Annotated in this window: 21 protein-coding genes; 9 read left to right on the forward strand and 12 right to left on the reverse strand. The window is 58.8% G+C overall.

All coding sequences use genetic code 11. The features are described 5' to 3' along the window. Positions 1 to 25: 25 nt before the first annotated feature. From mutS to sppA, 9 genes are all read right to left on the reverse strand, one after another. Complete coding sequence (mutS, locus tag ACQZ45_RS07510; protein WP_003514772.1) at positions 26 to 2,677, reverse strand: DNA mismatch repair protein MutS; 2,652 nt, start codon at positions 2,675 to 2,677, stop codon at positions 26 to 28. A gap of 190 nt (positions 2,678 to 2,867) precedes the next feature. After that, positions 2,868 to 3,749 (reverse strand): l-ornithine N(alpha)-acyltransferase, encoded by an 882-nt coding sequence (olsB, locus tag ACQZ45_RS07515; RefSeq protein WP_003514771.1) that lies wholly within the window; start codon positions 3,747 to 3,749, stop codon positions 2,868 to 2,870. Between the two features lie 95 nt (positions 3,750 to 3,844). Next, positions 3,845 to 6,076: a hybrid sensor histidine kinase/response regulator gene (locus ACQZ45_RS07520; protein WP_112290929.1), complete on the reverse strand. Its 2,232-nt coding sequence runs from the start codon at positions 6,074 to 6,076 to the stop codon at positions 3,845 to 3,847. Positions 6,077 to 6,131: 55 nt separating this feature from the next. Then, positions 6,132 to 6,620: a signal peptidase II gene (gene lspA / locus ACQZ45_RS07525; RefSeq protein WP_003514769.1), complete on the reverse strand. Its 489-nt coding sequence runs from the start codon at positions 6,618 to 6,620 to the stop codon at positions 6,132 to 6,134. After that, on the reverse strand, positions 6,620 to 7,480 hold the full coding sequence (locus ACQZ45_RS07530; protein WP_003514768.1) for a TrmH family RNA methyltransferase: 861 nt from the start codon (positions 7,478 to 7,480) through the stop codon (positions 6,620 to 6,622). The genes lspA and ACQZ45_RS07530 overlap by 1 nt, the downstream gene beginning before the upstream one ends. After that, positions 7,477 to 8,610, reverse strand: coding sequence for a class I SAM-dependent rRNA methyltransferase (locus tag ACQZ45_RS07535; protein WP_113291255.1), 1,134 nt, complete (start codon positions 8,608 to 8,610; stop codon positions 7,477 to 7,479). The genes ACQZ45_RS07530 and ACQZ45_RS07535 overlap by 4 nt, the downstream gene beginning before the upstream one ends. A 93-nt stretch (positions 8,611 to 8,703) precedes the next feature. Next, a complete protein-coding gene (locus ACQZ45_RS07540) occupies positions 8,704 to 9,045 on the reverse strand; it encodes a LapA family protein (RefSeq protein ID WP_003514766.1) in 342 nt (113 codons plus the stop codon). Between the two features lie 65 nt (positions 9,046 to 9,110). After that, positions 9,111 to 9,437 carry an integration host factor subunit beta gene (locus tag ACQZ45_RS07545; RefSeq protein ID WP_219256707.1) on the reverse strand — a complete coding sequence of 109 codons (327 nt, stop codon included), beginning with the start codon at positions 9,435 to 9,437 and terminating at the stop codon, positions 9,111 to 9,113. Positions 9,438 to 9,439: 2 nt separating this feature from the next. Beyond that, on the reverse strand, positions 9,440 to 10,393 hold the full coding sequence (sppA, locus tag ACQZ45_RS07550; protein WP_013635364.1) for a signal peptide peptidase SppA: 954 nt from the start codon (positions 10,391 to 10,393) through the stop codon (positions 9,440 to 9,442). A gap of 249 nt (positions 10,394 to 10,642) precedes the next feature. Between sppA and lptC the strand changes: the two genes are divergently transcribed. The 6 genes from lptC (at position 10,643) to ptsN (ending at position 15,771) form a co-directional block, all read left to right on the forward strand. Beyond that, positions 10,643 to 11,308 (forward strand): LPS export ABC transporter periplasmic protein LptC, encoded by a 666-nt coding sequence (gene lptC, locus ACQZ45_RS07555; RefSeq protein ID WP_003514764.1) that lies wholly within the window; start codon positions 10,643 to 10,645, stop codon positions 11,306 to 11,308. A gap of 13 nt (positions 11,309 to 11,321) precedes the next feature. Continuing rightward, a complete protein-coding gene (locus ACQZ45_RS07560) occupies positions 11,322 to 11,888 on the forward strand; it encodes an LptA/OstA family protein (protein WP_003514763.1) in 567 nt (188 codons plus the stop codon). 9 nt (positions 11,889 to 11,897) lie between these two features. Next, the gene (lptB, locus tag ACQZ45_RS07565) at positions 11,898 to 12,707 is read left to right on the forward strand and encodes an LPS export ABC transporter ATP-binding protein (protein ID WP_003514762.1); all 810 of its coding nucleotides are present in this window, start codon (positions 11,898 to 11,900) and stop codon (positions 12,705 to 12,707) included. A gap of 153 nt (positions 12,708 to 12,860) precedes the next feature. Next, positions 12,861 to 14,411, forward strand: coding sequence for an RNA polymerase factor sigma-54 (rpoN, locus tag ACQZ45_RS07570; protein ID WP_025592254.1), 1,551 nt, complete (start codon positions 12,861 to 12,863; stop codon positions 14,409 to 14,411). 234 nt (positions 14,412 to 14,645) lie between these two features. Further along, entirely contained in the window at positions 14,646 to 15,227 is a 582-nt protein-coding gene (hpf, locus tag ACQZ45_RS07575) for a ribosome hibernation-promoting factor, HPF/YfiA family (RefSeq protein WP_003514759.1), read from the forward strand. An 82-nt stretch (positions 15,228 to 15,309) separates the two neighbouring features. Then, entirely contained in the window at positions 15,310 to 15,771 is a 462-nt protein-coding gene (gene ptsN / locus ACQZ45_RS07580) for a PTS IIA-like nitrogen regulatory protein PtsN (protein ID WP_003493488.1), read from the forward strand. A gap of 129 nt (positions 15,772 to 15,900) precedes the next feature. On the opposite strand, the gene grpE is transcribed toward ptsN, so the two are convergent. Then, positions 15,901 to 16,536: a nucleotide exchange factor GrpE gene (grpE, locus tag ACQZ45_RS07585; RefSeq protein ID WP_003514756.1), complete on the reverse strand. Its 636-nt coding sequence runs from the start codon at positions 16,534 to 16,536 to the stop codon at positions 15,901 to 15,903. Between the two features lie 113 nt (positions 16,537 to 16,649). After that, on the reverse strand, positions 16,650 to 17,741 hold the full coding sequence (hrcA, locus tag ACQZ45_RS07590) for a heat-inducible transcriptional repressor HrcA (RefSeq protein ID WP_003514754.1): 1,092 nt from the start codon (positions 17,739 to 17,741) through the stop codon (positions 16,650 to 16,652). A 136-nt stretch (positions 17,742 to 17,877) separates the two neighbouring features. Between hrcA and rph the strand changes: the two genes are divergently transcribed. Genes rph through hemW form a run of 3 tightly spaced genes read left to right on the forward strand, consistent with a single transcriptional unit; the run spans position 17,878 to position 20,461 of the window. Then, a complete protein-coding gene (rph, locus tag ACQZ45_RS07595) occupies positions 17,878 to 18,594 on the forward strand; it encodes a ribonuclease PH (RefSeq protein WP_003514752.1) in 717 nt (238 codons plus the stop codon). A gap of 17 nt (positions 18,595 to 18,611) precedes the next feature. Next, positions 18,612 to 19,256: an RdgB/HAM1 family non-canonical purine NTP pyrophosphatase gene (gene rdgB, locus ACQZ45_RS07600; protein ID WP_003514751.1), complete on the forward strand. Its 645-nt coding sequence runs from the start codon at positions 18,612 to 18,614 to the stop codon at positions 19,254 to 19,256. A 5-nt stretch (positions 19,257 to 19,261) separates the two neighbouring features. Further along, positions 19,262 to 20,461, forward strand: coding sequence for a radical SAM family heme chaperone HemW (gene hemW / locus ACQZ45_RS07605; protein WP_003514749.1), 1,200 nt, complete (start codon positions 19,262 to 19,264; stop codon positions 20,459 to 20,461). Positions 20,462 to 20,534: 73 nt separating this feature from the next. Here hemW and dnaA read toward each other — a convergent pair whose 3' ends face one another. Next, on the reverse strand, positions 20,535 to 21,998 hold the full coding sequence (dnaA, locus tag ACQZ45_RS07610; protein WP_003514748.1) for a chromosomal replication initiator protein DnaA: 1,464 nt from the start codon (positions 21,996 to 21,998) through the stop codon (positions 20,535 to 20,537). Positions 21,999 to 22,136 lie beyond the last annotated feature (138 nt).

Raw genomic sequence — 22,136 nt, forward strand, 5'->3', positions numbered from 1 at the left:
GGCGATGGACAGGCAGTCTATCCTCTTAAGCCTTGCCAAGTTCTTTCTTTAACGCATAGAGCGCGTCCAATGCCTCACGCGGCGTCATTTCGTCCGGGTTGAGCCCCTTCAAAGCTTCTTCCACCTTAGATGGTCCAGCCTTGCGGGTTTCCTCACGGCGAACCGCGATCTGGAACAGCGGAAGATCGTCGATCAGCTGACTGGCCGGGTTCTTTCGATCGGCATCTTCGAGCTTCGTCAGCACCTCACGGGCGCGCTCCACCACCGATGCCGGAAGTCCGGCGAGCCTTGCCACCTGAATACCGTAGGAACGATCCGCAGCACCCGGTCCGACCTCGTGCAGGAAGATGACATCACCCTCCCATTCCTTCACCCGCATCGTGGCATTGGAAAGGCGACCAAGTTTTTCCGACAGCACCGTCAGTTCGTGGAAATGCGTGGCGAAGAGGCCACGGCAACGATTGACCTCGTGCAGATGCTCGACCGCCGCCCAGGCGATCGAAAGGCCGTCGAAGGTTGCCGTGCCACGGCCGATCTCATCCAGAATGACCAGCGAGCGATCCGTCGCCTGATTGAGGATGGCGGCCGTTTCCACCATTTCCACCATGAAGGTCGAGCGGCCACGCGCCAGATCGTCGGACGCGCCGACGCGGGAAAACAGCCGGTCTACGATGCCGATATGGGCGGCTTCTGCCGGAACGAAGGAGCCGATCTGCGCGAGGATGGCGATGAGCGCATTCTGACGCAGGAAAGTCGACTTACCGCCCATATTAGGGCCGGTCAGCAGCCAGATCGCACCATTTTTGCCGCCCGCAGCAGCCGACAGATCGCAATTATTGGCGATGAATGGCCCAGCCGACTGGCGCCGCAGGGCCTGTTCAACCACAGGGTGGCGCCCGCCTGTGATCGCGAAGGTCATGGAGGCATCAACGATCGGTCGGCAATAGGCCTGTTCGGTAGCGAGATAAGCAAGGCTTGAGGCGACATCGATCACCGCAAGCGCCAGCGCACCCGCCTTGATCGCCTCCGCCTGCTGCACCACGGCCTCGACCATGCGCTCGAAGGCTTCCAGCTCCATGGTCAGAGCCTCAGCCGCGGCATTGGCGATGCGGCTTTCGAGATCGGCAAGCTCGGTGGTGGTGAAGCGCATGGCGCCGGCCATGGTCTGGCGGTGAATGAAGCGCGCCTTCGCTTCATCCGTCGCCATCATGACATCGGCGTTGCCCGCCGTTACCTCGATGAAATAACCAAGCACGTTGTTATGCTTGATCTTGAGCGACTTGATGCCGGTTTCCTCGGCATATTGCAGCTGCAGCCCGGCGATCACCCGGCGCGACTGGTCACGCAATGCGCGCACGTCGTCGAGTTCTGGATTGGCGCCCTCACGCAGAAAACCGCCATCACGCTTCAAAAGCGGCAGATCGTCGGCCAGCATCGATCCGAGCATGGCTTCCAACCCGCCCGGCAAAGCCTTCAGATCCGCAAGTGCAGCAGCAAGCTCCTCCGGCAATAATCCCTGATCGAGAATGGCGGCAATTCTCTCGGCCGACGCCAGGCCCTGCCTGATCGCCCCGAGATCGCGCGGGCCACCGCGCTCCAGCGCAAGACGGGAGAGCGCGCGCGGCATATCGGCAACCTGTTTCAAGGCGTCGCGCAGGCCATCGCAAAGGGATACGTCATCAATAAGATAGGCGACCGCATCGAGACGGGCGTTAACCCTTTCCGGATCGGTCAAGGGAGACATCAGCCGCTCGGCCAGAAGCCGCGCACCGCCGCCCGTGACCGTGCGGTTGAGGGCATGCAGGAGCGATCCGTCCCTTTCGCCTGAGAGCGTCTTCACCAACTCCAGATTGGCGCGGGTCGCGGGATCGATGAACAGCGTGGAGGCAGCGCTTTCGCGTTCCGGCGCACCAAGCGGCGGGCGCTCGGCAATCTGGGTCTTTTCAACATAGGCAACCGCGGCAGCGGCAGCGGCCATTTCCACGCGCGAAAATGTGCCGAAACCATCGAGGGTCGAGACGTTGAAGTAACGCGCGATCCGCCCTTCCGCCGTAGCGCTGTCGAACAGAATGGCCGGCTGCGGCACGGCGACACGGCCAAGCATATCGAAAACCGGTCGCAGCTCTTCGTCATGGAACAGACTGTCGGTAACGATCAGCTCACGCGGATCGATGCGCCAGATATCAGCGAGGAGCCGCGTCAGCGTGGTTTCCGCCAAGCGGAAGACGCCGGTGGAAATATCAATCCAGGCAAGCGCAAACTGTGCCTCCGCACTGCCGCGAATACGAGCGAGCGCCATAAGATAGTTGGATTCCGTCGGCGACAGCAGCTTTTCTTCGGTGAGCGTGCCAGGCGTGACAAGCCGCACCACATCGCGCTTCACCACGGATTTCGATCCGCGCTTCTTCGCCTCGGCCGGGTCCTCCACCTGCTCGCAGACGGCGACGCGATAACCGCGCAGGATGAGCTTCTGGAGATAATCATCGGCGGCGTGAACGGGAACGCCGCACATGGGAATATCCTGCCCCATATGCTGGCCGCGTTTCGTCAGCGTGATGCCGAGCGACCGCGAGGCTTCCACCGCATCGTCAAAGAACAATTCGTAAAAATCGCCCATGCGGTAAAACAGCAGCGAACCGGGGTTGTTCGCCTTGATCTCGATATATTGCTCCATCATGGGAGTGGCCGTAGCGCGGCTCTCTTCCGAGATCAGGGAAGCGGTGGTCAAAACGTCCGTCAATGGCTTGCCGATGTCATATCGTGTTGCGGAAAGGGAGCGCCGACACTAGCGGCAATGGCCGCACCAAGACAACACACACGGCACCGCTGCCCACAGGAACATCCCGCTTGATCCGAGTTAAAACCGGTTAGCCGTTGATGCGCTCGGTCTCGCCGCCGTAATAGCTGATGTAGCGGCCGGCGATAGAGGAAACCGGCAGGACCACGAGAACATCTGTCGTGTTGAAGGCGTGGTCCACCACGGCGCCGGAGCCGAACATAGCGCCGAGACGCATATAGCCCTTGATCAGCGGCGGCATGGCGTTCAGCGCCTTGCGGGCGTTCAGCGCCTCAGCCGGTACCAGGTCCATCTCGTGATAAAGCTCGGGAAGAGCGGAAGCCGCCCACTCGCCCTTTGCAACGCAATTGTGATGCAGGAAGGACAGAGCAAGCGCGTGGGCTTCCGGCTGCACGCCGGGGAACGAAGCGCAACCGATCATGGCATCCATGCGGTGTTTCACGGCATAGGCCCAGTTGCCCTGCCACAAAAGCTCAACCGTGCGCTTGGTGCGATATTCCGGCAGCACGCAGGAGCGGCCAAGCTCCATGAAGCGCTTGCCCGGATGGCGCGCTACCAGCCCGGCGATGTCGAATTCGCTTGCGGAATAAAAACCGTTATTCGCGAGTGCAGTTTCCTGACGTAACAGACGGTAGGTACCGACGATCTGGTCCTCGCTGTCGCCTTCAATCGCCTTGTCGAGCACGAGCAGATGGTCGCAGACACTGTCCCAGGCGTCGATGTCGCGCTTGCGGCGCATGGCGTCTGCGGGAAGGCGCGCCTTCATTTCATCAACGAAAACCCGGTAACGAACGGACTGCGCCGCGTCGATCTCCCGCTCGTTTCTTGCGAGCCGCGTTTCCAGCGAGCCGATACGGCCGAAAAGCCCCTCATTGTCCTGAGCGGTGTCTGGACGAGGATGAATAACAACTTTGTTTTCACAAATGTCGTGACTGTAGATTTCGGCAACCATGGGGAATCGCTCCGCCACCAAAAGATTTTTCCTGTCATAAATCACTAATTGACGACAGAATAGTGACAAAATGCAGCCATTGCGAGTCTCTCAAGTCATGATGGCAACAGGCGTTTCGCCTCCAGCAAGCGGCGGATTTCCTCGACCAGTCGTCTCGGGTCGGCAGGCTTGGTCAAAACCTTGGCCGCACCGGCATTCAGCAGGATTTCAGCGGTTTCAACGCTCGCATCGCCGCTGAGCACGATGAGCGGAATATTTCTTCCGCCCTTCAGCGTGCCGAGAAGCTCCGGCAGCACCTCAAGCCCCTCGCCGCCCGGCATATTGAGATCGGATATGATGAGGTGCGGCAGGCGGGTTGTGCCCGGCGCCACGGCTTGCTGCAGGGCCTGAAAATCGTCGACACCGCGCACGATGTAACCGCTTTTTTCCAGAACGGCCCGGATGATGCGCGCATTGACGGCGTCGTCCTCGGCCACGAGGATATCGATACCGCTTACCCCCTCCGTTACCCGTGACGAAAACCCCACATCCGGATGGTTGTCGTTGATGGCATCGCGCCGTTCTATGCCGCGCAGACGGCCGCAGAGGACGTCAATCAGGGACTTTTCGCGCAGCGGCCGGATCAACCAGGCGTCGAAGGACGCATGCATGGTCGACGCCCGCTCTTCGGGACTGACCAGCAACGTGCGGCGGACATTCTGTTGCGGCCAATCCCTTAGCGCGTCTCTGAACAGAGGCGAAATACGCCTGTCGACAATGATATCGGTGAGATCGGCAGCTGTACCGTGCAGCTTTTCCAAGTCCTCCGGTTCGTGGATAAGAGCGCATTTACCGCCGAAAGCCTCGATCGCCTCCATCGTCACCGTTGCTGCCACGCCCCTCGGCGCGACCAGCAGGACATTGGTATGCTGCAGGCAATGGTGCCGGTCCGGGTCCGGCGTGCCGGTGGACGAACTGCCCGGACGGAATGCCAGCTTGAAGGTGCTGCCCTCACCCTTGCGGCTGAAGACCGTGAGGCTGCCGCCGAATTCCCGCACGATGCGGGCGGAAATCGCGAGCCCAAGCCCTGTTCCCCCACTTTGTTGCGACATCGGGCCTGCCTGTTCGAATTCGCCAAAGATACGGGCTTGTTCCGCTTGGCTCATGCCGGGGCCGGTGTCCTCGACGGTGATATGCAATTCGCCTTCAACCATGCGCGCTCGGATGACGACCCCGCCCACCTGCGTGAATTTGACGGCATTGCCGAGGAGGTTGAACAGAACCTGACGCAGCCTTGCCGGATCGAAATCCAGATAATCAGGCACATCCGGCGTGACGAAGGAGGTGATTTCGATGCCCTTTTCGTGGGCGCGATGCGCCAGCATCTCGACAATGCTCTCGATCAGCCGGCGCAGGTTTTCCGCACGCGGATTGAGTTTGAAACGGCCCGCCTCCATGGTCGAATAATCCAGCAGGTCCTCGACCAACTGTACCAGCGACTGACCGGACTGCTTCATGCCGTCGAGATAATTACGTTGCTCTTCATTGAGCTTCGTCTGCGATAGAAGATGGTTCATGCCGAGCATGCCGGAAAGCGGCAGACGGATCTCGTGGCTAACAGTTGCCAGCAGCCTTGCCTTTTCGGCATCGGCCTTTTCCGCGCGTAACCGGGCGTTTTCCCGCTCGCCGAGTGCCAGCCGCTCCTCGGTGACATCTCTCGCGATGCTGCTGATGAGAAGACGACTGCTTGCCAGATCGCGGGTGACGACATCGTGCCAGGAGAAAATGCGCTGACCGAACGGGGTCGCGATTTCCACATCATAAGCGTGGGCCTTGTCGCCTGGCCGGAAAGCGATGCCGATTTCCTCACAGCTCAGCCCTTCGGGTGCCGAGCAGCCCGTCACTTCACGAAAAACCGCATTCGCCTCGACGATGCGCCGATCCATATTGCGGATGACGATGATATCGCCCATGGCCTCCTGGATCTCGGCAATCAGCGATCGGTTTTGAGTTTGGCGTAGCCGTACATCCAAATCATCTGCAGATAGTTTGCCGGGATACTGGAAGGATTTGCCGAACATGGCGTAGGACAGGAGACCGACCAGCACCGCACCGAAGAAGGATGCCAAGGCGACGGTGACCGAATAAGGCACCGCAAGCGCGATCAAGGCCGCGGAGAAGGCACCCACCGACAATGACGCGGCAACGTACAGCGTGATCGATCTGGCATCTATCCCGCGCTCCGCACCGCCATGGTGAGATGTCGTGTCGACACGATCCGCAGGCTGCGCCGGGGTGGCGGCGAGGCCATCTGAAACTTTTTCCCGCAGTCGTGCCAGTTCGCTCATGCACAACCGCTACCACGGCAGCGGTTTTGATATGCTTGGCTCAAACGCTAAAATTTTACTTTTTAGCCGCCCGGGCGTGCAGAAACTCATCGAGAATGACGCAACCGGCACCGATTGTTATGAAAGTGTCGGCCAGATTGAAGACCGCGAACGACCATGTATCGGTGTGAAACAGGATGTAGTCGATGACGTGACCGTAGAAAAAGCGGTCGAGAAGATTGCCGGCTGCTCCAGCGATGATGAAGGCGAAGCCAAGATGGGCAAAAGTCCGATCCGCCGCCGTCTTGCGCCAGAGCCACAGAACGAAGACCACGATGACGAGCCGCATGCTGACGATGAACCAGCCGTGCATGTCCGCCAGCATCGAAAACGCCACACCTAGATTATAGGTGCGGTAAAGCGCCAGGAACGGAATGACCGGCACCATCTCCTGCAACGGCAGATAGGTCTCGACCAGTTGCTTGACGACCTGGTCCAACACAAGGGCAGCAACGATAAGCGCGAAAGCCGGGCCAAATTTCGAAAACAACGCCGCTTTGGCCATTACTTCACCGGTGCCAGTTCGAGGAGATGTCGCCGCGCCTCGAAAAGCATGACAGCGGTTGCGATGGCGAGATTGAGACTATCGGCACGGCCCTGTTGGGGAATGCGCGCCAGTTGGTCTGCCTTGCCGGCCAGTTCAGGCGGCAGGCCGGATTGTTCGTTACCCATCAAAAGCACGACGGGCTTTCCGGCGTAATCGATTTTTCGATAGTCCACCGACCCGGCAAGATGGGTGGCAACGACACTGACATTGGCTGATTTTTTCCATGAGAGGAATTCCTCAACCGAGGCGCGGGCAACGGGCGTAGCGAAGACCGAACCCATGGTCGCACGCACGGTTTCCAGCGAAAACGGATCGGTGCAATCGCCGACCAGAATGACACCTGAGGCACCCGCCGCATCCGCCGTGCGGATGATGGTGCCGAGATTGCCGGGATCACGCACCCGATCGAGCGCGATATAGGTCTCGCCTTTTTCCGGACGGATATCCTTCAATGGCTTCCATCTCTGGTCAAAGATGCCAACGACCATCTGCGGATTGTCGCGGCGGGTGATCGAGGCGATGACTTTTTCGCTGACTTCTAGCACCAGCCCGCCGGAAGCGACCGTCTTTACGGCCGCCTGCTCCACCAGCGGCTTGCCCTTGGCCGCCTTGGCGTAAACCAGGGTGCGGATGGTCCAGCCCAGTTCGAGCGCGTCGATAACCAGCTTCAAGCCTTCCGCCATGAAGGTGCCGGTCTCTTCCCTGCCCTTTTTCTGGGTAAGCGCCTTGATATCCTTGATGATGGGATTGGCAAGGCTGGTGACTTCCTTGACCTGGCCAACCCGGCGCGTCGTGTTTTCGCGCATGTCGTTCGTCATTTCGGCTCCCAGCGGCTGAACAGCGATGTGGAAAGCACCCGGCCCGGCGTCTTCCCATCAAGCCCGGCCTCGCGAATGACGAGCTCGCCGGACGCAACGACGCCACCGGCGCCGCGCATGATTTCGCGCATCAATTCATGCATCGAATAGAAGCTGGCCCTGATAGAATAGGCCGTCAGCACCAGACCGAGCGCTTTGGGCGACAGGATTTCCCGGCAGATATCGAGCATCAACGGAAGATGGTCGAACAATTGCCAGATTTCACCATGGGTGCCGCGGCCGAATTTCGGCGGGTCGGTGAGAATGATGTCGTAGGTGCTGCCGCGACGCTCCTCGCGCTGGATGAACTTCATCGCGTCTTCGCAAATCCAGCGGATCGGCGCCTGTTCGAGCCCGGCAAGCGCCTGGTTCTCCTTTGCCCAGCCGATCGCTTTCTTGGAGGCGTCGACATGGGTCACTTCAGCGCCTGCAGCAGCGGCGACCAAAGAAGCGACGCCGGTGTAACCAAACAGGTTCAGGACTTTCAGCGGCCGGTCAGCCGTTTCGACGGCATTTTTCAGCCATTCCCAGTGGACGATCTGCTCCGGGAAGACGCCGACATGCCGGAAGGCCGTGAAACGGCCGAGAAATTCGACGCCGAGCAGCGACAGTGGCCAGGTTTCGCCAAGTGCTGCCTTTGGAAAACGCCAACGGCCCATGCCGTCTTCATCCGTGTCGCCGGTAAAAATGGAGTCGGCATTCTGCCATACGCGGTCGGGAACCGACGGTTGCCAGAGAGCCTGCGCCTCGGGACGGACGACGCGATATTCGCCGTATTGTTCAAGCTTCAGGCCATTGCCGCTGTCGATGAGATGAAAATCACCCGCGCCACTCGATTCCAGAATTACCGGAACCTGTTCTGCGGGACGTTCGCCGGTGCGATGCTTGAGGGGCCGCGCAGGCACCTGCTCAACGGCCGGTACTGGGGCTATCTTTTCCCTCGGCGCAGATTTGGGCGCGCTGCGCACCGCGTCCGGCTCGCGCTTTTTCGGTGCCGCGTCCATTCGCCGTGCCGGCTTTGCGGCATGAACCTGTTTTTTCTCGCTCCCGGCACGCACGCGATTGCCCGGCCGGCTGTCTTTTTTCTTCAATGGAAATCTTTCCGCTTCTGCCCGCGTCTTATCGCGCCAGCAAATAGCATTCCACGCGTCGCTCGACTAGAGCCGCAACGAATGTCGGCACCATCACTTTGCCGGGAGTTGGCCCGCATTCGGAAGCTGCGCGGCTGTTGCCGCTTTGTGCCGGTTCGCCTCGTCATGCCAGCGAACGGCTTCCTTCGCCTCGATCCGGGCGCGCTTGCGATGCTTGCCCTGCGCAAACCATGTGGCGGAAGATCCCAGAAGCACGCCGAAAATGACGGCCAGAAACAGGAACACGAAAAACGGCGCGGTGAAGGAAAGTACACCATCCTCCGGCCGGAACGGATTGAGCGCGAGCGTCACGGACTGACGATTGGCCACGCACAGGATGACGAGGATAATCGCCAGCGGAAGCAGGATGATGAGGTTGATGATTTTTTTCGACATCCGACATTACTCCATCGCGGCGTGAATTCCCTCGGCTCCGTTTCCGGCGCGGCGGGTGAGAACGATCAATCGTCCTCTTCGTCACCCATACCGGGGTTCAGGCGCTCACGCAGTTCCTTGCCCGTCTTGAAGAAAGGCACCCATTTTTCCTCAACGAAAACCGATTCACCCGTGCGCGGGTTCCGACCGGATCGCGAAGGACGGTTCTTCACCGAAAATGCGCCGAAACCACGAAGCTCGACGCGATTTCCCGCTGCCAAGGCATCGGTGATTTCATCCAGCACCGCATTGACGATATTTTCCACGTCACGGTGATAAAGGTGCGGGTTACGCGCAGCAACGATCTGCACCAGTTCAGACTTGATCACGGTTGCCCCCTGAAAGAATTGGATTTTTAATGCGGCTCAACCTGCCAAACGGAAACAAGACCGTCAAGAAACAACTTGTCCGCACCGAGCTGACCGGAGCCCGCAAACGGGATTAAATCGTCATATCCCAGAAGCTTCGCTATTTGCGCAACACTGAAAAGCGAAAAAGGCGAACTGGAAGACGGTGCGCGCCATTCCACGATCGGCAGATCCTTGGCAACACCGCGCGTTTCGAAATAGCCGCGAATTTCCTTTTCGCCGCCAAGCGTGTCGACCAGCTTGTTGGCGAGCGCCTGTCTGCCCGTGAAAATCGATCCGTCCGCCAGTTTCAACACATCCTCGCGCGGCAATTTGCGGCGATCGGCCACAAGATCGACGAACCAGCCGTAGCTGTCCATCACCATGGAACGGATCATCGTCTTCGCCTCTTCGGGCGCCTCATGGAACGGCGAAGGCTCCGCCTTCATCGGAGAGGACTTTATTTCCTGCAGCGAGACGCCGAGCTTATCCATCAGCTGGCCGATCTGGGGATATTGAAAGATCACGCCGATCGAGCCGGTGATCGAGGTTTCGCCAGCGACGATGACGTCACCTGCAGATGCGATCATATATCCAGCGGAGGCGGCAAGCGTGCGGACATCGGACACCACCGGCTTCTTTTCCGCAACGCCGCGAATGGCCTTGAAGATGCGCTCGCCGCCATAGGTGGTGCCACCGGGCGATGAAATCGACACGATCAGCCCTTTGACATTGTCGCTCTTGGCAATCTTGTCCAGCCGCTCCAGAAGTTCGGTATTGTCCTGGATCAGCCCGGAGATCTGGACACGGGCAATATGGGGTCTCTCGCTTTGCTGCGGGGTGGCCCATAGAAACCGGTAGAGGCCGAAAATGCCGGCGACAAACAGAAAAACAGCGGCAATCCGCCAGAAAGTCAGCTTGCGGCGCAATCGTCTGCGATCCGCTATCGCCATATTATCCATCGAAAACCCCTGCCTTCCGGCATTTGAAGCGTAATGTAAGCGTCATGGCCATATGGTTCTTCTAGCGCGAAGCCGCAAGGAAACAATAAGGAAACCAGAATTACGATTAAATTCGCATTTCCCTTGCACCTTTCCAGACAAAAACCATATTGGCAGGACACAGCACTCATGCCAAAGACATCAAGATAAACATATAAGCTTCAGTTGCGCGCCAAAGTGGCGCCCAGGAAGTTTTCCGGACCCACTCTTATGCTCGAAAGACTCCGCCAACCCGCGCCAGCGTTTCCGCTGCCCAATGACCAGAACGGCGCTTACGAGCGCGCGCTGAGGCATTCCGCGCGCGTGAAGCGGCTGAAAATCATTCTGCCGCTCGGTGCGGCGATCATCTCGTTTGCCTTCGTCGCCGTTTCGCTCATTCGCACCTGGGCGCCCGAAGAGGTTTCGCTTGAAAGCGCAAGGATCGAAGACGGCAAGATCGTGATGGAAAAGCCGGCCGTTGCGGGCCGCAACGAGAAGGGGATCGACTACTCGATGAACGCAGACCGTGCGTTGCAGGATATCGCCAACCCCAACCTCATGACGCTCGAAAGGGTTCTGGCCGCGGTGCCTGTGAACGACAGCGTCGCCCAGGTGATCGCCAAGGAAGGCATTTTCGACCGGGCCACCAACACGCTGAAGATGACCGCCCCTTTTGACATCAATCTCAGCAATGGCATACAAGCGAAGTTCCAATCTGCGGATGTCGATCTGAAGGCTGGAAAAATGAGCAGCAAAGAGCCAGTTTCGATCAAAACAAACGACGGCGCCATTGTTGCGCAATCGATTGATATCGCGGATAATGGCAAGACTATTACATTTTCGGGGCAGGTACGCGCACGTATCGCTGCATCCAATATCAAGAATGAAGGCAAGTGAGAGCCCGGTCCAGATGATGCAAATTTCCCGTCCCGTTTCCCTTGGCAAATCCGCAGGCGTTACAGCCGCAGCTTTTGCTTTTTCCTGTCTTGCAACCGTGGCTTTCGCTCAGAACACCACCAGCAACATGACAGGCGTCAAGCTCTCCGGCGACCAGCCGATCGCTATCGAAAGCGATCAGCTCGAAATTCGGGACCAAGAGCGCAAGGCCTATTTCACCGGTAACGTGAAAGTTGTGCAGGGCACCACCACCCTTCAGGCCGGCAAGATGACGGTCAATTACAAGGGTGAAGGTTCCTCGCTCACCAGCGGTGACGCCAACATCGAAAAAATCTTCGTCGACAATAACGTCTACCTGACGTCCGAGACGCAGAAGGCCACGGCCGATCACGGCGAATTCGACATGGCGGCGCAGACCTTCATTCTGACCGGCAAGCAGGTTGTGCTGTCCGAGGGCGCGAATGTGTTCACCGGCTGCAAGCTCACTGTTCTGATGAATTCGGGGCAGGCAAAGCTTGAAAGCTGCGGCGGCCCTGTCCGGATAATGCTCGATCCGAAATCGCAGCAGAAGAAACAGTAGTCTCACCTCGTGAAGATAGCCTCGATCTCAAAAATATTTGGCGGTGGGCGCGACCGACCTGTGGACGCTGCGTCGCAGGCCGACAAGGCTCGCTATGACGGCACCCTGATCGCGCATGGTCTGACGAAGACCTATAATACACGGCGCGTCGTCAACGGCGTCTCGCTGGTCGTGCGCCGTGGTGAAGCCGTGGGGCTGCTTGGCCCGAACGGCGCGGGCAAAACCACCTGTTTCTACATGATCACGGGCCTCGTACCCGTCGATAGCGGCAAGATCGCCATCAACGGCAACGACGTCACCACCATGCCGATGTACAGGCGTGCCCGCCTCGGTGTCGGCTACCTGCCGCAGGAAGCCTCCATTTTCCGTGGACTGACAGTCGAGGAAAACATCCGCGCCGTGCTGGAAGTGCACGAACCTGACAGCGCCAAGCGCAGCCGCAAGCTCGATGAGTTGCTGGAAGAGTTCCACATTGCGCAGCTGCGCAAATCGCCCGCTGTCGCCCTGTCGGGCGGCGAACGTCGCCGTCTGGAAATCGCCCGTGCTCTGGCGACCGATCCGACCTTCATGCTTCTGGACGAACCTTTTGCCGGCGTCGATCCGATCTCCGTCAGCGACATTCAGAACCTTGTCAGACATTTGACCGCGCGCGGGATCGGCGTTCTCATCACCGACCACAATGTCCGCGAAACGCTCGGCCTCATTGACCGCGCCTATATCATCCATGCCGGTGAGGTTCTGACCCATGGCCGTGCGGACGATATCGTCAACAATCCGGATGTGCGCCGGCTCTATCTCGGCAATAATTTTAGCCTTTAAGCTCCCGGGCGCGAAAGATTCTTCATCGCGCCCCGCAGTGACGCTTGACCAAACATAATAAAAAAGCAATTTTTGGGCCAAGTTTCGTTGCCTGCGCAAAATTTATGAAATTTGTGGCGACGAAGAAGCTGTAAGGGGAGTTTCGCGTCCGCCATGGCATTATCTGCCAGCCTTTTGCTGCGTCAAAACCAGTCTCTCGTGATGACACCGCAACTGATGCAGTCCATCCAGCTGCTTCAGATGACGCATTTCGAACTGACGCAGTTCATCGCGCAGGAGGTGGAGCGCAATCCTTTGCTTGAAATTGCGGCAAACGACGGCGATTTGAGCAACGATACCCCTGCTGATGCGGAGAATTTCGGCGATGCCGACAGCGAAGGGTCCGACAAGTCCGCGCCGGTAACGGCCGACAGCGACGACTGGTACGGCGATCGCGCGGCAAATCTCGGCGAACAGCTCGACACCAGCTTCGAAAATGTCTTTCCTGACGATACCGAACCCAGAAAGCCCGACGCACCCGAACTGGCGGGGCAGTGGAAATCCATGCCCGGGCAGGAGTCAGGCGAGAGTTACGATCTCGACGACTTCGTTGCCGCGAAACAGACCCTCAGCGACCATCTCAATCAGCAATTGCCTCTCGCCATATCCTCTGTGGAAGACAGGATGATTGCCGATGCGCTGATCGGCCAGCTCGACGAGACCGGATATATCGCCGTAGATGCCGTCGAAGACGTCGCTGAACGGCTGGGGGCGGCGCCTTCGGCAGTGGAGCGCATTCTGGAGACGCTTCAGGGCTTTGATCCTCCCGGCGTGTTTTCCCGCTCGCTGAGCGAATGTCTGGCGATCCAGCTTGCCCAGAAGGACAGGCTTGATCCGGCAATGCGGGCTTTTATCGACAATCTGGAGCTTCTGGCGAAACGGGATTTCGCTTCTCTAAAAAAACTCTGCGGCGTGGATGAGGAAGACCTTCTCGACATGCTGGCGGAAATCCGCACGCTCAATCCGCGTCCGGGCGCTGGTTACGATTCGACCGTTTCCGAGACAATCGTTCCTGATATCATCATTCGCCCCTCCTCTGCCGGCGGCTGGCTTGTGGAAATCAACCCCGAGACCCTGCCGCGCGTGCTCATCAACCAGACCTATTTCGCAGAGGTTTCAAGGCACAAGTCGCGTGAGGGAGAGGATCAGGATTTCCTTTCCGAATGCATGCAGACGGCCCATTGGCTGACCCGCAGCCTCGACCAGCGCGCCAGAACGATCATGAAGGTGGCGACCGAAATCGTGCGCCAGCAGGACGCCTTTCTCGTCAATGGCGTGGACCACCTGCGCCCGCTGAACCTCAAGACGGTGGCCGACGCCATCAAGATGCACGAATCCACGGTCAGCCGGGTGACGTCGAAAAAATATATGCTGACGCCGCGCGGCCTGTTCGAGCTGAAATATTTCTTCAGTGTTTCCATCAGTTCGGTGGAAGGCGGTGACAGCCATTCTGCAGAAGCGGTGCGTCACCGCATCAAGGCGATGATCGCGCAGGAGGCCGCCGACGCAGTGCTTTCCGATGACGATATCGTCGATAATCTGAAAAAGAGTGGTATCGATCTTGCCCGCCGCACCGTGGCCAAATATCGCGAGGCGATGAACATCCCATCCTCCGTTCAGAGACGGCGCGAGAAGAAGGCCCTGGCCAGACTGTCGGCGTTCTGAGCGGTGGCGCTGGTCACGTTTTCAGGGCTTTCCAGCCGCACCATTGACTCTTGCTACGGCAAGGGCTAGAAGCCCGCCGCACACGTAAGCAAGGTCATTTGTAACGGATTCATCTCCACCGTCCATGGGCGTAAAATTCGAATGGGGGCTTTTAAAGGCCTTCGAAACGCTTGGATGCGCGCGCGGCTTGACGTAAGCTGGTACTCGCAAATCACTACAAAAAGGAAATTTTCCATGAGTGTGCGTGTATCTGGTAAACATATGGAGATCGGCGAATCTTTCCGGCAGCGGATTGAGGACAATATAGGTCTGGCAGTTACCAAATACTTCGATGGGGGGTATTCAGGCCAAGTGACCGTAGAGAAGTCCGGATCGCGTTTTGCAGCCGATTGCAAACTGCATCTCGATACGGGCGTTGTATTGCATGCGGCGGGTCAGGCAAATGATCCGCAAGCGAGTTTCGATGCCGCCGCCGAGCGTATCGAGAAGCGCCTGCGTCGCTACAAACGGAAGCTGAAGGACCATCACCACAATGGTTCCGCGGCGAACGGCGCGATGTCGGAAATCGCCTATACGGTAATGGATGCTGTCCCCGATGAGGACCACGAGGTTCCGGAAGACTACGCACCCACGATCGTTGCGGAAAGTTCGAAACAGATAAAGACGATGTCCGTCGCCAGCGCCGTGATGGCGCTCGACATGACGGACGAACCGGTTCTGCTGTTCCGCAGCCCCGGCAAGGAATATCTCAACATCGTCTACCGACGACATGACGGCAATATTGGCTGGATCGACGCGGAAACGATCAAGAGCTGAACAGTCTGACAAGACATGGGAGGCAGAGCGCGAAAGCGTATCTGCCTCCTGCATCGTCTCGATGGCATGAAGGAAAAAGAGAATGGCGTTGGCAGATTTGCTGCAACAAGATGCGATTATTCCCGCCCTCAAGGTGAATTCCAAAAAGCAATTGCTTCAGGAGCTGGCCGCAAAGGCAGCCAGAATTACCGGAGTCTCGGAACGGGAAGTTTTCGACGTCATCCTCCAGCGTGAGAAACTCGGCTCCACCGGTGTGGGGCACGGCATTGCCATTCCGCATGGCAAGCTGAGCAGCATCCATCAGATCACCGGCGTCTTCGCACGTCTTGAAACACCTGTTGATTTCGAGGCGCTGGATGACCAGCCGGTCGATCTGGTTTTCCTGCTGCTTGCACCCGAAGGCGCCGGCGCGGATCATCTGAAGGCGCTGTCGAGAATTGCCCGTGCTTTACGCGACCCCGAGCTGGTGGCCAAGCTGCGTGCCACCGATTCCGACACGGCAATCTACGCCTTCCTCAATCAGGAGCAGGCGACCGCTGCCTGATCAAAGGCTGTCGACGGTCCTTTCCATGGACAAAAAAACGCGCCCTTGAGGCGCGTTTTTTATTGGAGCATTTCAAACAAAAGCGCGTCCCGGTTTTATATCCGGACGCGCTTTAGATGAGGGAATGCCTCACGCATCCTTCTCGTTGACGGAGGCGGTGCCCGGCTCGGGCGCTGCGGCGGTCTCCACCTTCGGGCCACCCTTTGAGACGCCAACCATGGCGGGGCGCAGCACCCGGTCACCGATGGTGAAACCGGCCTGAACCACCTGCAGTACCGTGTTGTTCGGAACTGCCGTGTTCGGAATTTCGAACATCGCCTGGTGGAAATTCGGATCGAATTTCTGGCCTTCCGCATCGATCTTTTTGACGCCATGTCGCTCCAGCGTCGAGAGCATCGAGCGCTCCGTCATCTCGACACCTTCGATCAGGCCGTTGAGACCGGCTTCGCCATTGGTCTTGAGTTCGTCCGGAATGGCTTCAAGAGCGCGGCGAAGATTGTCGGAAACGGCAAGCATGTCGCGCGCGAAAGCGGCGAGAGAATAGGCCTTCGCATCCTTGACTTCGCGCTCGGTGCGGCGACGAAGATTGTCCATTTCTGCTGCAAGACGCAGGAACTTGTCGCGCAGATCGGCATTTTCGGCCCTGAGCAGTTCGATCGGATCGGGCTCGGCAGCTTCCGCCGTCTCTTCCCCTGTAAATGCGGGTTCGACAAACTCTTCGGCGACGTCCGCGTCAGGTCCGGGCTTTTTCGTATCGTCGGTCATGACGTTCTCCAGATTTGAATATTGTTGGTTGCGCCCGATATCGAGGTTTGAAGGGCAAAAATCAAGGCTTGCGGCGAAAAGCTTGCCGCATTCTCTAACCTTGCGGGCTTGTCCTATCTCTGCTTTCGGGAAAGGCGGGCCATAATTTGTGCGGTGTAGTCCACCATAGGCACGATACGGGCGTAATTTAGCCTCGTGGGACCGATGACGCCGACGGCACCCACAACGCGATTTTCCTCATCCCGATAAGGTGCCACGATCAGTGACGAGCCTGACAGCGAGAAGAGCTTGTTTTCCGAGCCGATGAAAATCCTGACGCCTGAGCCACTTTCTGCAAGGTTGAGGATCTCGATCAGATTTTCTTTACGTTCCAGATCGTCGAACAGCAGGCGCACACGATCGATATCTTCCTCACCGGCCAGACCTTCCAGCAGGTTGGAGCGTCCGCGGACGATGAGGCGGCCGAGCTTGCCCTCTTCATTGTCGCCCGCCCATATGGCGAGACCCCGTTCGATGAGGTCCTGCGCGAGCGTGCCGAGTTCCGACTGCAATTCGGCACGCTGCGTCTGAAACTGGCCCCGCAGTTCCTGCAGCGTCTGCCCGGAAAGATGGGCATTGATGAAATTTGCCGCCTCTGTCAATTGCGATGACGAAATGCCGACCGGCAATTCGATGATACGGTTTTCGACCTGATTGTGGTCCCCTACCAGCACGGCAAGCGCCTTGGTCGGCTCCAGCCGGATGAATTCAACGTGCTTGAGAATGACGTCGCTCTTGGCCGTCAGCACCAGGCCGGCACCGCGCGACATGCCTGAAAGCATGCGGCTTGCCTCCGTCAGCAACCCTTCCAGCGATTGCTCGTGGCCGGCGACTGGACCGATCTGGCGGTCGATACTGGCTCGCTCATCGGCGGGCAGATCGCCCACCTGCATGAATGCGTCCACGAAGAAGCGCAGCCCCGTCTGGGTGGGCAGGCGACCGGCGCTGATATGCGGCGAATAGATGAGACCCAGTTCCTCGAGATCGCTCATGACGTTGCGAACGGAGGCCGGTGAAAGCGACATCGGCAACAGCCGCGACAGGCTGCGCGACCCCAAGGGTTCGCCGGTGTCGAGATAGCCTTCGACGATGCGCCGGAAAATCTCCCGCGACCGTTCATCCAGCAACGATGCCTGATCTTTTGAAAGCGGTGCGGAAAAGCCCATATCATCCGTTCTTTATCGTCAAAACTCTGTCCGTACCAATATAATGCGTTGCACCGCTGCGGCAAAATGGAAATTGGCTTTGCAAAACCCCGGGGCGCGCCTTAGAAGGCAGGAACCAACATGGAGAGTGGATCATATGCGGCCTTCAGGCAGAAAAACCGATCAGATGCGCAAGGTTTCCTTCGAGCGCAATTTCTCGAAACATGCCGAAGGTTCCTGTCTGGTCAAATTCGGTGATACGCATGTGCTCGTCACCGCAAGCCTTGAGGAAAAGACGCCGCCGTGGCTGCGCAACAGCGGCAAGGGCTGGGTCACCGCCGAATACGGCATGCTGCCGCGTTCCACCCATGAGCGGATGAAGCGCGAGGCCTCGGCCGGCAAGCAGGGCGGACGCACGCAGGAAATCCAGCGCCTTATCGGCCGCTCGCTGCGCGCAGTGGTCGACCTGCAGGCGCTTGGCGAGCGCCAGATCAGCATCGACTGCGACGTCATTCAGGCCGATGGCGGCACGCGCACGGCTTCCATCACCGGCGCATGGATCGCCTTGCATGATTGCCTGAAGTGGATGGAAACCCGCAACATGATCAAGGTCGAGAAGGTCCTGAAAGACCATATCGCCGCGATCTCCTGCGGCATCTTTGCAAAACAGCCGGTCATCGATCTCGATTATCTCGAGGATTCCTCCGCCGAGACCGATGCGAATTTCGTCATCACCGGCTCCGGCGGCATCGTCGAGGTGCAGGGAACCGCGGAAGGTGCCCCCTTCTCCGAAGAGGAATTCCTGACGCTGCTCGGTCTTGCAAAGGCCGGATGCAGCGAACTGGTCGCCCTTCAGAAACAGGCAATCGCCTGAGCCGACAGGAAAACGTCATGCGCAAGCTCGATACCAGAACGATCGTCGTCGCCAGCCACAACAAGGGCAAGATCGCCGAAATCGCCGACCTGATCGGGCCTTTCGGCTTTTCAGCCAAATCGGCTGCGGAGCTGAACTTCGTGGAGCCGGACGAGACAGGCACCACCTTTGAGGAAAATGCTGCCATCAAGGCGCTTGCGTCTGCGAAGGCATCCGGCCTGCCGGCTCTGTCTGACGATTCCGGTCTGGTCATCGATGCGCTGGATGGCGCGCCGGGCGTTTACACCGCCAATTGGGCGGAAACGGCTGACGGTACGCGCGACTTCGCCATGGCCATGCAGAAGGTCGAGGATGCGCTTGCCGAACGCGGTGCAACGAAGCCGGAAGACCGCACGGGCCGATTCGTCAGCGTGCTGTGCCTTGCCTGGCCGGACGGGCATGTCGAATATTTTCGCGGTGAGGTGGAAGGCACGGTGGCGTGGCCCCCGCGCGGAACGAGCGGTTTCGGCTATGACCCGATCTTCAAACCTGAAGGTTACGACACCACATTCGGTGAAATGACCGCAGACGAAAAACACGGCTGGAAGCACGGCGATGCGTTTGCGCTCTCCCACCGTGCCCGCGCGTTCAAAAAATTCGTCGAAACCTGTCTGGAGGCATGAACCCGATGACCGGGGAGCACCAACTTTCTGCCCCCGGCGCGTCGCTTCTGCCGGATACGGGCGATCCCGGTTTCGGGATCTATCTGCACTGGCCCTTCTGTGCGGCCAAATGCCCCTATTGCGATTTCAACAGCCATGTCCGCCACCGCCCGGTGGATCAGGAACGGTTCACTGCGGCGTTCCTCAGCGAAATGGCAAAGATGCGGGCGCTCAGCGGTCCGCGTGTCGTTACCAGCATTTTCATGGGCGGCGGCACACCTTCGCTGATGGACCCGCAGACCGTAGGCGCGCTTCTTGATGGCGTTTCGCGCTTCTGGCATGTGCCTGATGGTATCGAGATCACCATGGAGGCTAATCCTTCAAGCGTCGAGGCGGAGCGGTTTCGCGGTTACCGGGCAGCCGGCGTCAATCGCGTCTCGCTCGGCGTCCAGGCGCTGAACGACCGGGACCTGAAGTTCCTTGGCCGTCTGCATGATGTTGCCGATGCGCTTAAAGCCATCCGTCTGGCGCGGGAGATTTTTCCGCGCATGTCCTTCGATCTGATTTACGCCCGCCCGAACCAGACTGTGGCCGAATGGGACGCTGAGCTGAAGGAAGCCGTCTCCTACGCCGTCGACCATCTGTCGCTCTATCAGCTCACTATCGAGGAAGGCACGCCGTTCTACGGGCTGCACAAGGCTGGCAAGCTGATCGTACCGGATGGCGAGCATTCGGCGGTGCTTTATGAAGCGACGCAGGAAATCACCGAGCGTTACGGCATGCCGGCGTACGAGGTTTCCAATCACGCCCGCCCCGGTGCGGAAAGCCGCCATAACCTGACCTACTGGCGTTATGGCGATTATGCCGGTATTGGACCCGGTGCGCATGGACGCCTGACCAATGGCGCCTCCAAGCTCGCCACCGTCACCGAGCGCCATCCCGAAACCTGGCTCGAGACCGTAGAGCGTGAAGGCCACGGCATGGTCGATCAGGAGCTTCTCGGCGTCGACGAACAGGCAGACGAATTGCTGCTGATGGGCCTTCGCCTGCGCGAAGGCATTGATCTTGCTCGCTGGAGCGATCTCTCCGGCCGCGAGCTCGACCCTGAGAAAGAGGAATTCCTGCTGCAACACGGCTTCGTGGAACGAATCGGCAATTCCCGCCTGCGCTGCACCCCTTCCGGCATGCTTATTCTGGATGCCGTGGTCGCCGATCTCGCCTGCTGACCGGCAGCCTGCCTGGTCCTGAGCCAATGAACAACCGAGAAACCAATAAAAAAGCGGCCCGAAGGCCGCTTTTTCATGCGTTGTTTTCGTTGATCAGGCGCTTCAGCAGCTCAACCTCGTGGCCGAGCTTGGTGTCGCCGGAAATCAGATCCTCGATCTTGCGCACCGCGTGAAGAACCGTGGTGTGGTCGCGACCGCCGAAACGGCGACCGATCTCGGGAAATGAGCGTGGTGTCAGCATCTTGGCCAGATACATGGCGATCTGGCGCGGCTTGACGATGACGCGGGTGCGACGGTTGGAAACCAGCTCCTGCCGCGACACATTATAATGCCTGGCGACGATGCGCTGAATATCCTCGATACGGACGCGCTTGGCCTCCCCACTGCCGACGAGGTGCGACAGCAGCTCATCGACACGGTCAACCGAGAGGTTCGGCTCGAAAGAGCGCCGGAACATCAGCTGGTTGAAGGCGCCTTCAAGCTCGCGTCCGCTCGCCGTCACGCTTTTGGCCACATGGGTCAGTATTTCGTCCGAAATCTCGAAAGACGGATCGTCCTGACGCGCAGAACCCATGCGACGGTTGAGCATTTCGTAGCGCATGTCGTAATCGGGACCTTCGATCTCGATAGCCATGCCACCCTGAAGGCGCGAACGGACACGCGGATCAAGCGATTCCAGCTCCCACGGCGCGCGGTCAGCGGCCACGACTACCTGCTTGGCGCTGTCGAGCAGCATGTTCAACAGGTGGCAGAATTCGTGCTGGATCATCTTGCCCTGCAGGAACTGCATGTCGTCGATGACAAGAAGGTCGATATTTCGCAGGGTGTCCTTCAGCGTCAGCGCATCATTGTCGCGGATCGCGGTCGCAAAACGCCACATAAAATATTCGGCCGTCAGATAGACCACACGCGGGTTGCGCGGACTGTCGATGGCGGCATTGGCAATTGCCTGCAGAAGGTGTGTCTTGCCAAGCCCGACACCCGCATGAATGAACAGCGGATTGAAGCGCACAGCACCGGCACCCGCTTCAGCGATCGTCTTTGCCGCCGCAAGCGCGACGCGGTTGGACGAGCCCTCGACAAAAGTGTCAAAGGTGAAACGTGTATCGAGCGGCGAACCGAACAGCGGCCCGGAGCTACCCTGCCGCAGCGTCGCCTGCGCCGCCGCAGGCTGTGCAGAAGGTGCTGTCGCGGGCTGCGACGGAATGAAGGACTTGTTGCGCGCAACAGCGCCCATGTCCTGAACGGGCTGCACCCGTTCCTCGACCTGCGCGGGGCGGGCCGGGCGGCTGGCGGAGCGGACAAGAATTTCCACCTTCAGCACGTCCGGATCCTCGCTTTGGACGAGACTGGTGATCAGATCCATATAACGGTTGTTGATCCAGGACTTCAGAAAGGTCGTCGGAACGGTAAAACGGACGACGCTTTTCGAAACGGTGTGGAGTTTGAGCCGTGCAAACCAGCTTGCATAGACCTCGGGACCAACCTGTGCCTTCAGCCGCGCGCTAAAACGTTCAAACAGCGCATCGTGCTTCATTGCCGATTTATCCCCTGCCGCTTCTGAGCAAGCTGCATCACGAGCCTGTGGTGCGCGGTCCCCATCGGCCACCGCACCCATCGCCAAATTCAATTGCATATTGCCGCCTTTCAAATTGCCAATCATAGCCTGACGATC

This window comes from Agrobacterium sp. 16-2014-1-2a, assembly GCF_053522705.1.

Bases quoted from the DNA above. Each gene is read 5' to 3' on its own strand.
- mutS (WP_003514772.1), bottom strand. From the start codon at position 2,677: ATGATGGAGCAATATATCGAGATCAAGGCGAACAACCCCGGTTCGCTG.
- olsB (WP_003514771.1), bottom strand. From the start codon at position 3,749: ATGGTTGCCGAAATCTACAGTCACGACATTTGTGAAAACAAAGTTGTT.
- ACQZ45_RS07520 (WP_112290929.1), bottom strand. From the start codon at position 6,076: ATGAGCGAACTGGCACGACTGCGGGAAAAAGTTTCAGATGGCCTCGCC.
- lspA (WP_003514769.1), bottom strand. From the start codon at position 6,620: ATGGCCAAAGCGGCGTTGTTTTCGAAATTTGGCCCGGCTTTCGCGCTT.
- ACQZ45_RS07530 (WP_003514768.1), bottom strand. From the start codon at position 7,480: ATGACGAACGACATGCGCGAAAACACGACGCGCCGGGTTGGCCAGGTC.
- ACQZ45_RS07540 (WP_003514766.1), bottom strand. From the start codon at position 9,045: ATGTCGAAAAAAATCATCAACCTCATCATCCTGCTTCCGCTGGCGATT.
- sppA (WP_013635364.1), bottom strand. From the start codon at position 10,393: ATGGATAATATGGCGATAGCGGATCGCAGACGATTGCGCCGCAAGCTG.
- lptC (WP_003514764.1), top strand. From the start codon at position 10,643: ATGCTCGAAAGACTCCGCCAACCCGCGCCAGCGTTTCCGCTGCCCAAT.
- ACQZ45_RS07560 (WP_003514763.1), top strand. From the start codon at position 11,322: ATGATGCAAATTTCCCGTCCCGTTTCCCTTGGCAAATCCGCAGGCGTT.
- rpoN (WP_025592254.1), top strand. From the start codon at position 12,861: ATGGCATTATCTGCCAGCCTTTTGCTGCGTCAAAACCAGTCTCTCGTG.
- hpf (WP_003514759.1), top strand. From the start codon at position 14,646: ATGAGTGTGCGTGTATCTGGTAAACATATGGAGATCGGCGAATCTTTC.
- ptsN (WP_003493488.1), top strand. From the start codon at position 15,310: ATGGCGTTGGCAGATTTGCTGCAACAAGATGCGATTATTCCCGCCCTC.
- grpE (WP_003514756.1), bottom strand. From the start codon at position 16,536: ATGACCGACGATACGAAAAAGCCCGGACCTGACGCGGACGTCGCCGAA.
- hrcA (WP_003514754.1), bottom strand. From the start codon at position 17,741: ATGGGCTTTTCCGCACCGCTTTCAAAAGATCAGGCATCGTTGCTGGAT.
- rph (WP_003514752.1), top strand. From the start codon at position 17,878: ATGCGGCCTTCAGGCAGAAAAACCGATCAGATGCGCAAGGTTTCCTTC.
- rdgB (WP_003514751.1), top strand. From the start codon at position 18,612: ATGCGCAAGCTCGATACCAGAACGATCGTCGTCGCCAGCCACAACAAG.
- hemW (WP_003514749.1), top strand. From the start codon at position 19,262: ATGACCGGGGAGCACCAACTTTCTGCCCCCGGCGCGTCGCTTCTGCCG.
- dnaA (WP_003514748.1), bottom strand. From the start codon at position 21,998: ATGAAGCACGATGCGCTGTTTGAACGTTTTAGCGCGCGGCTGAAGGCA.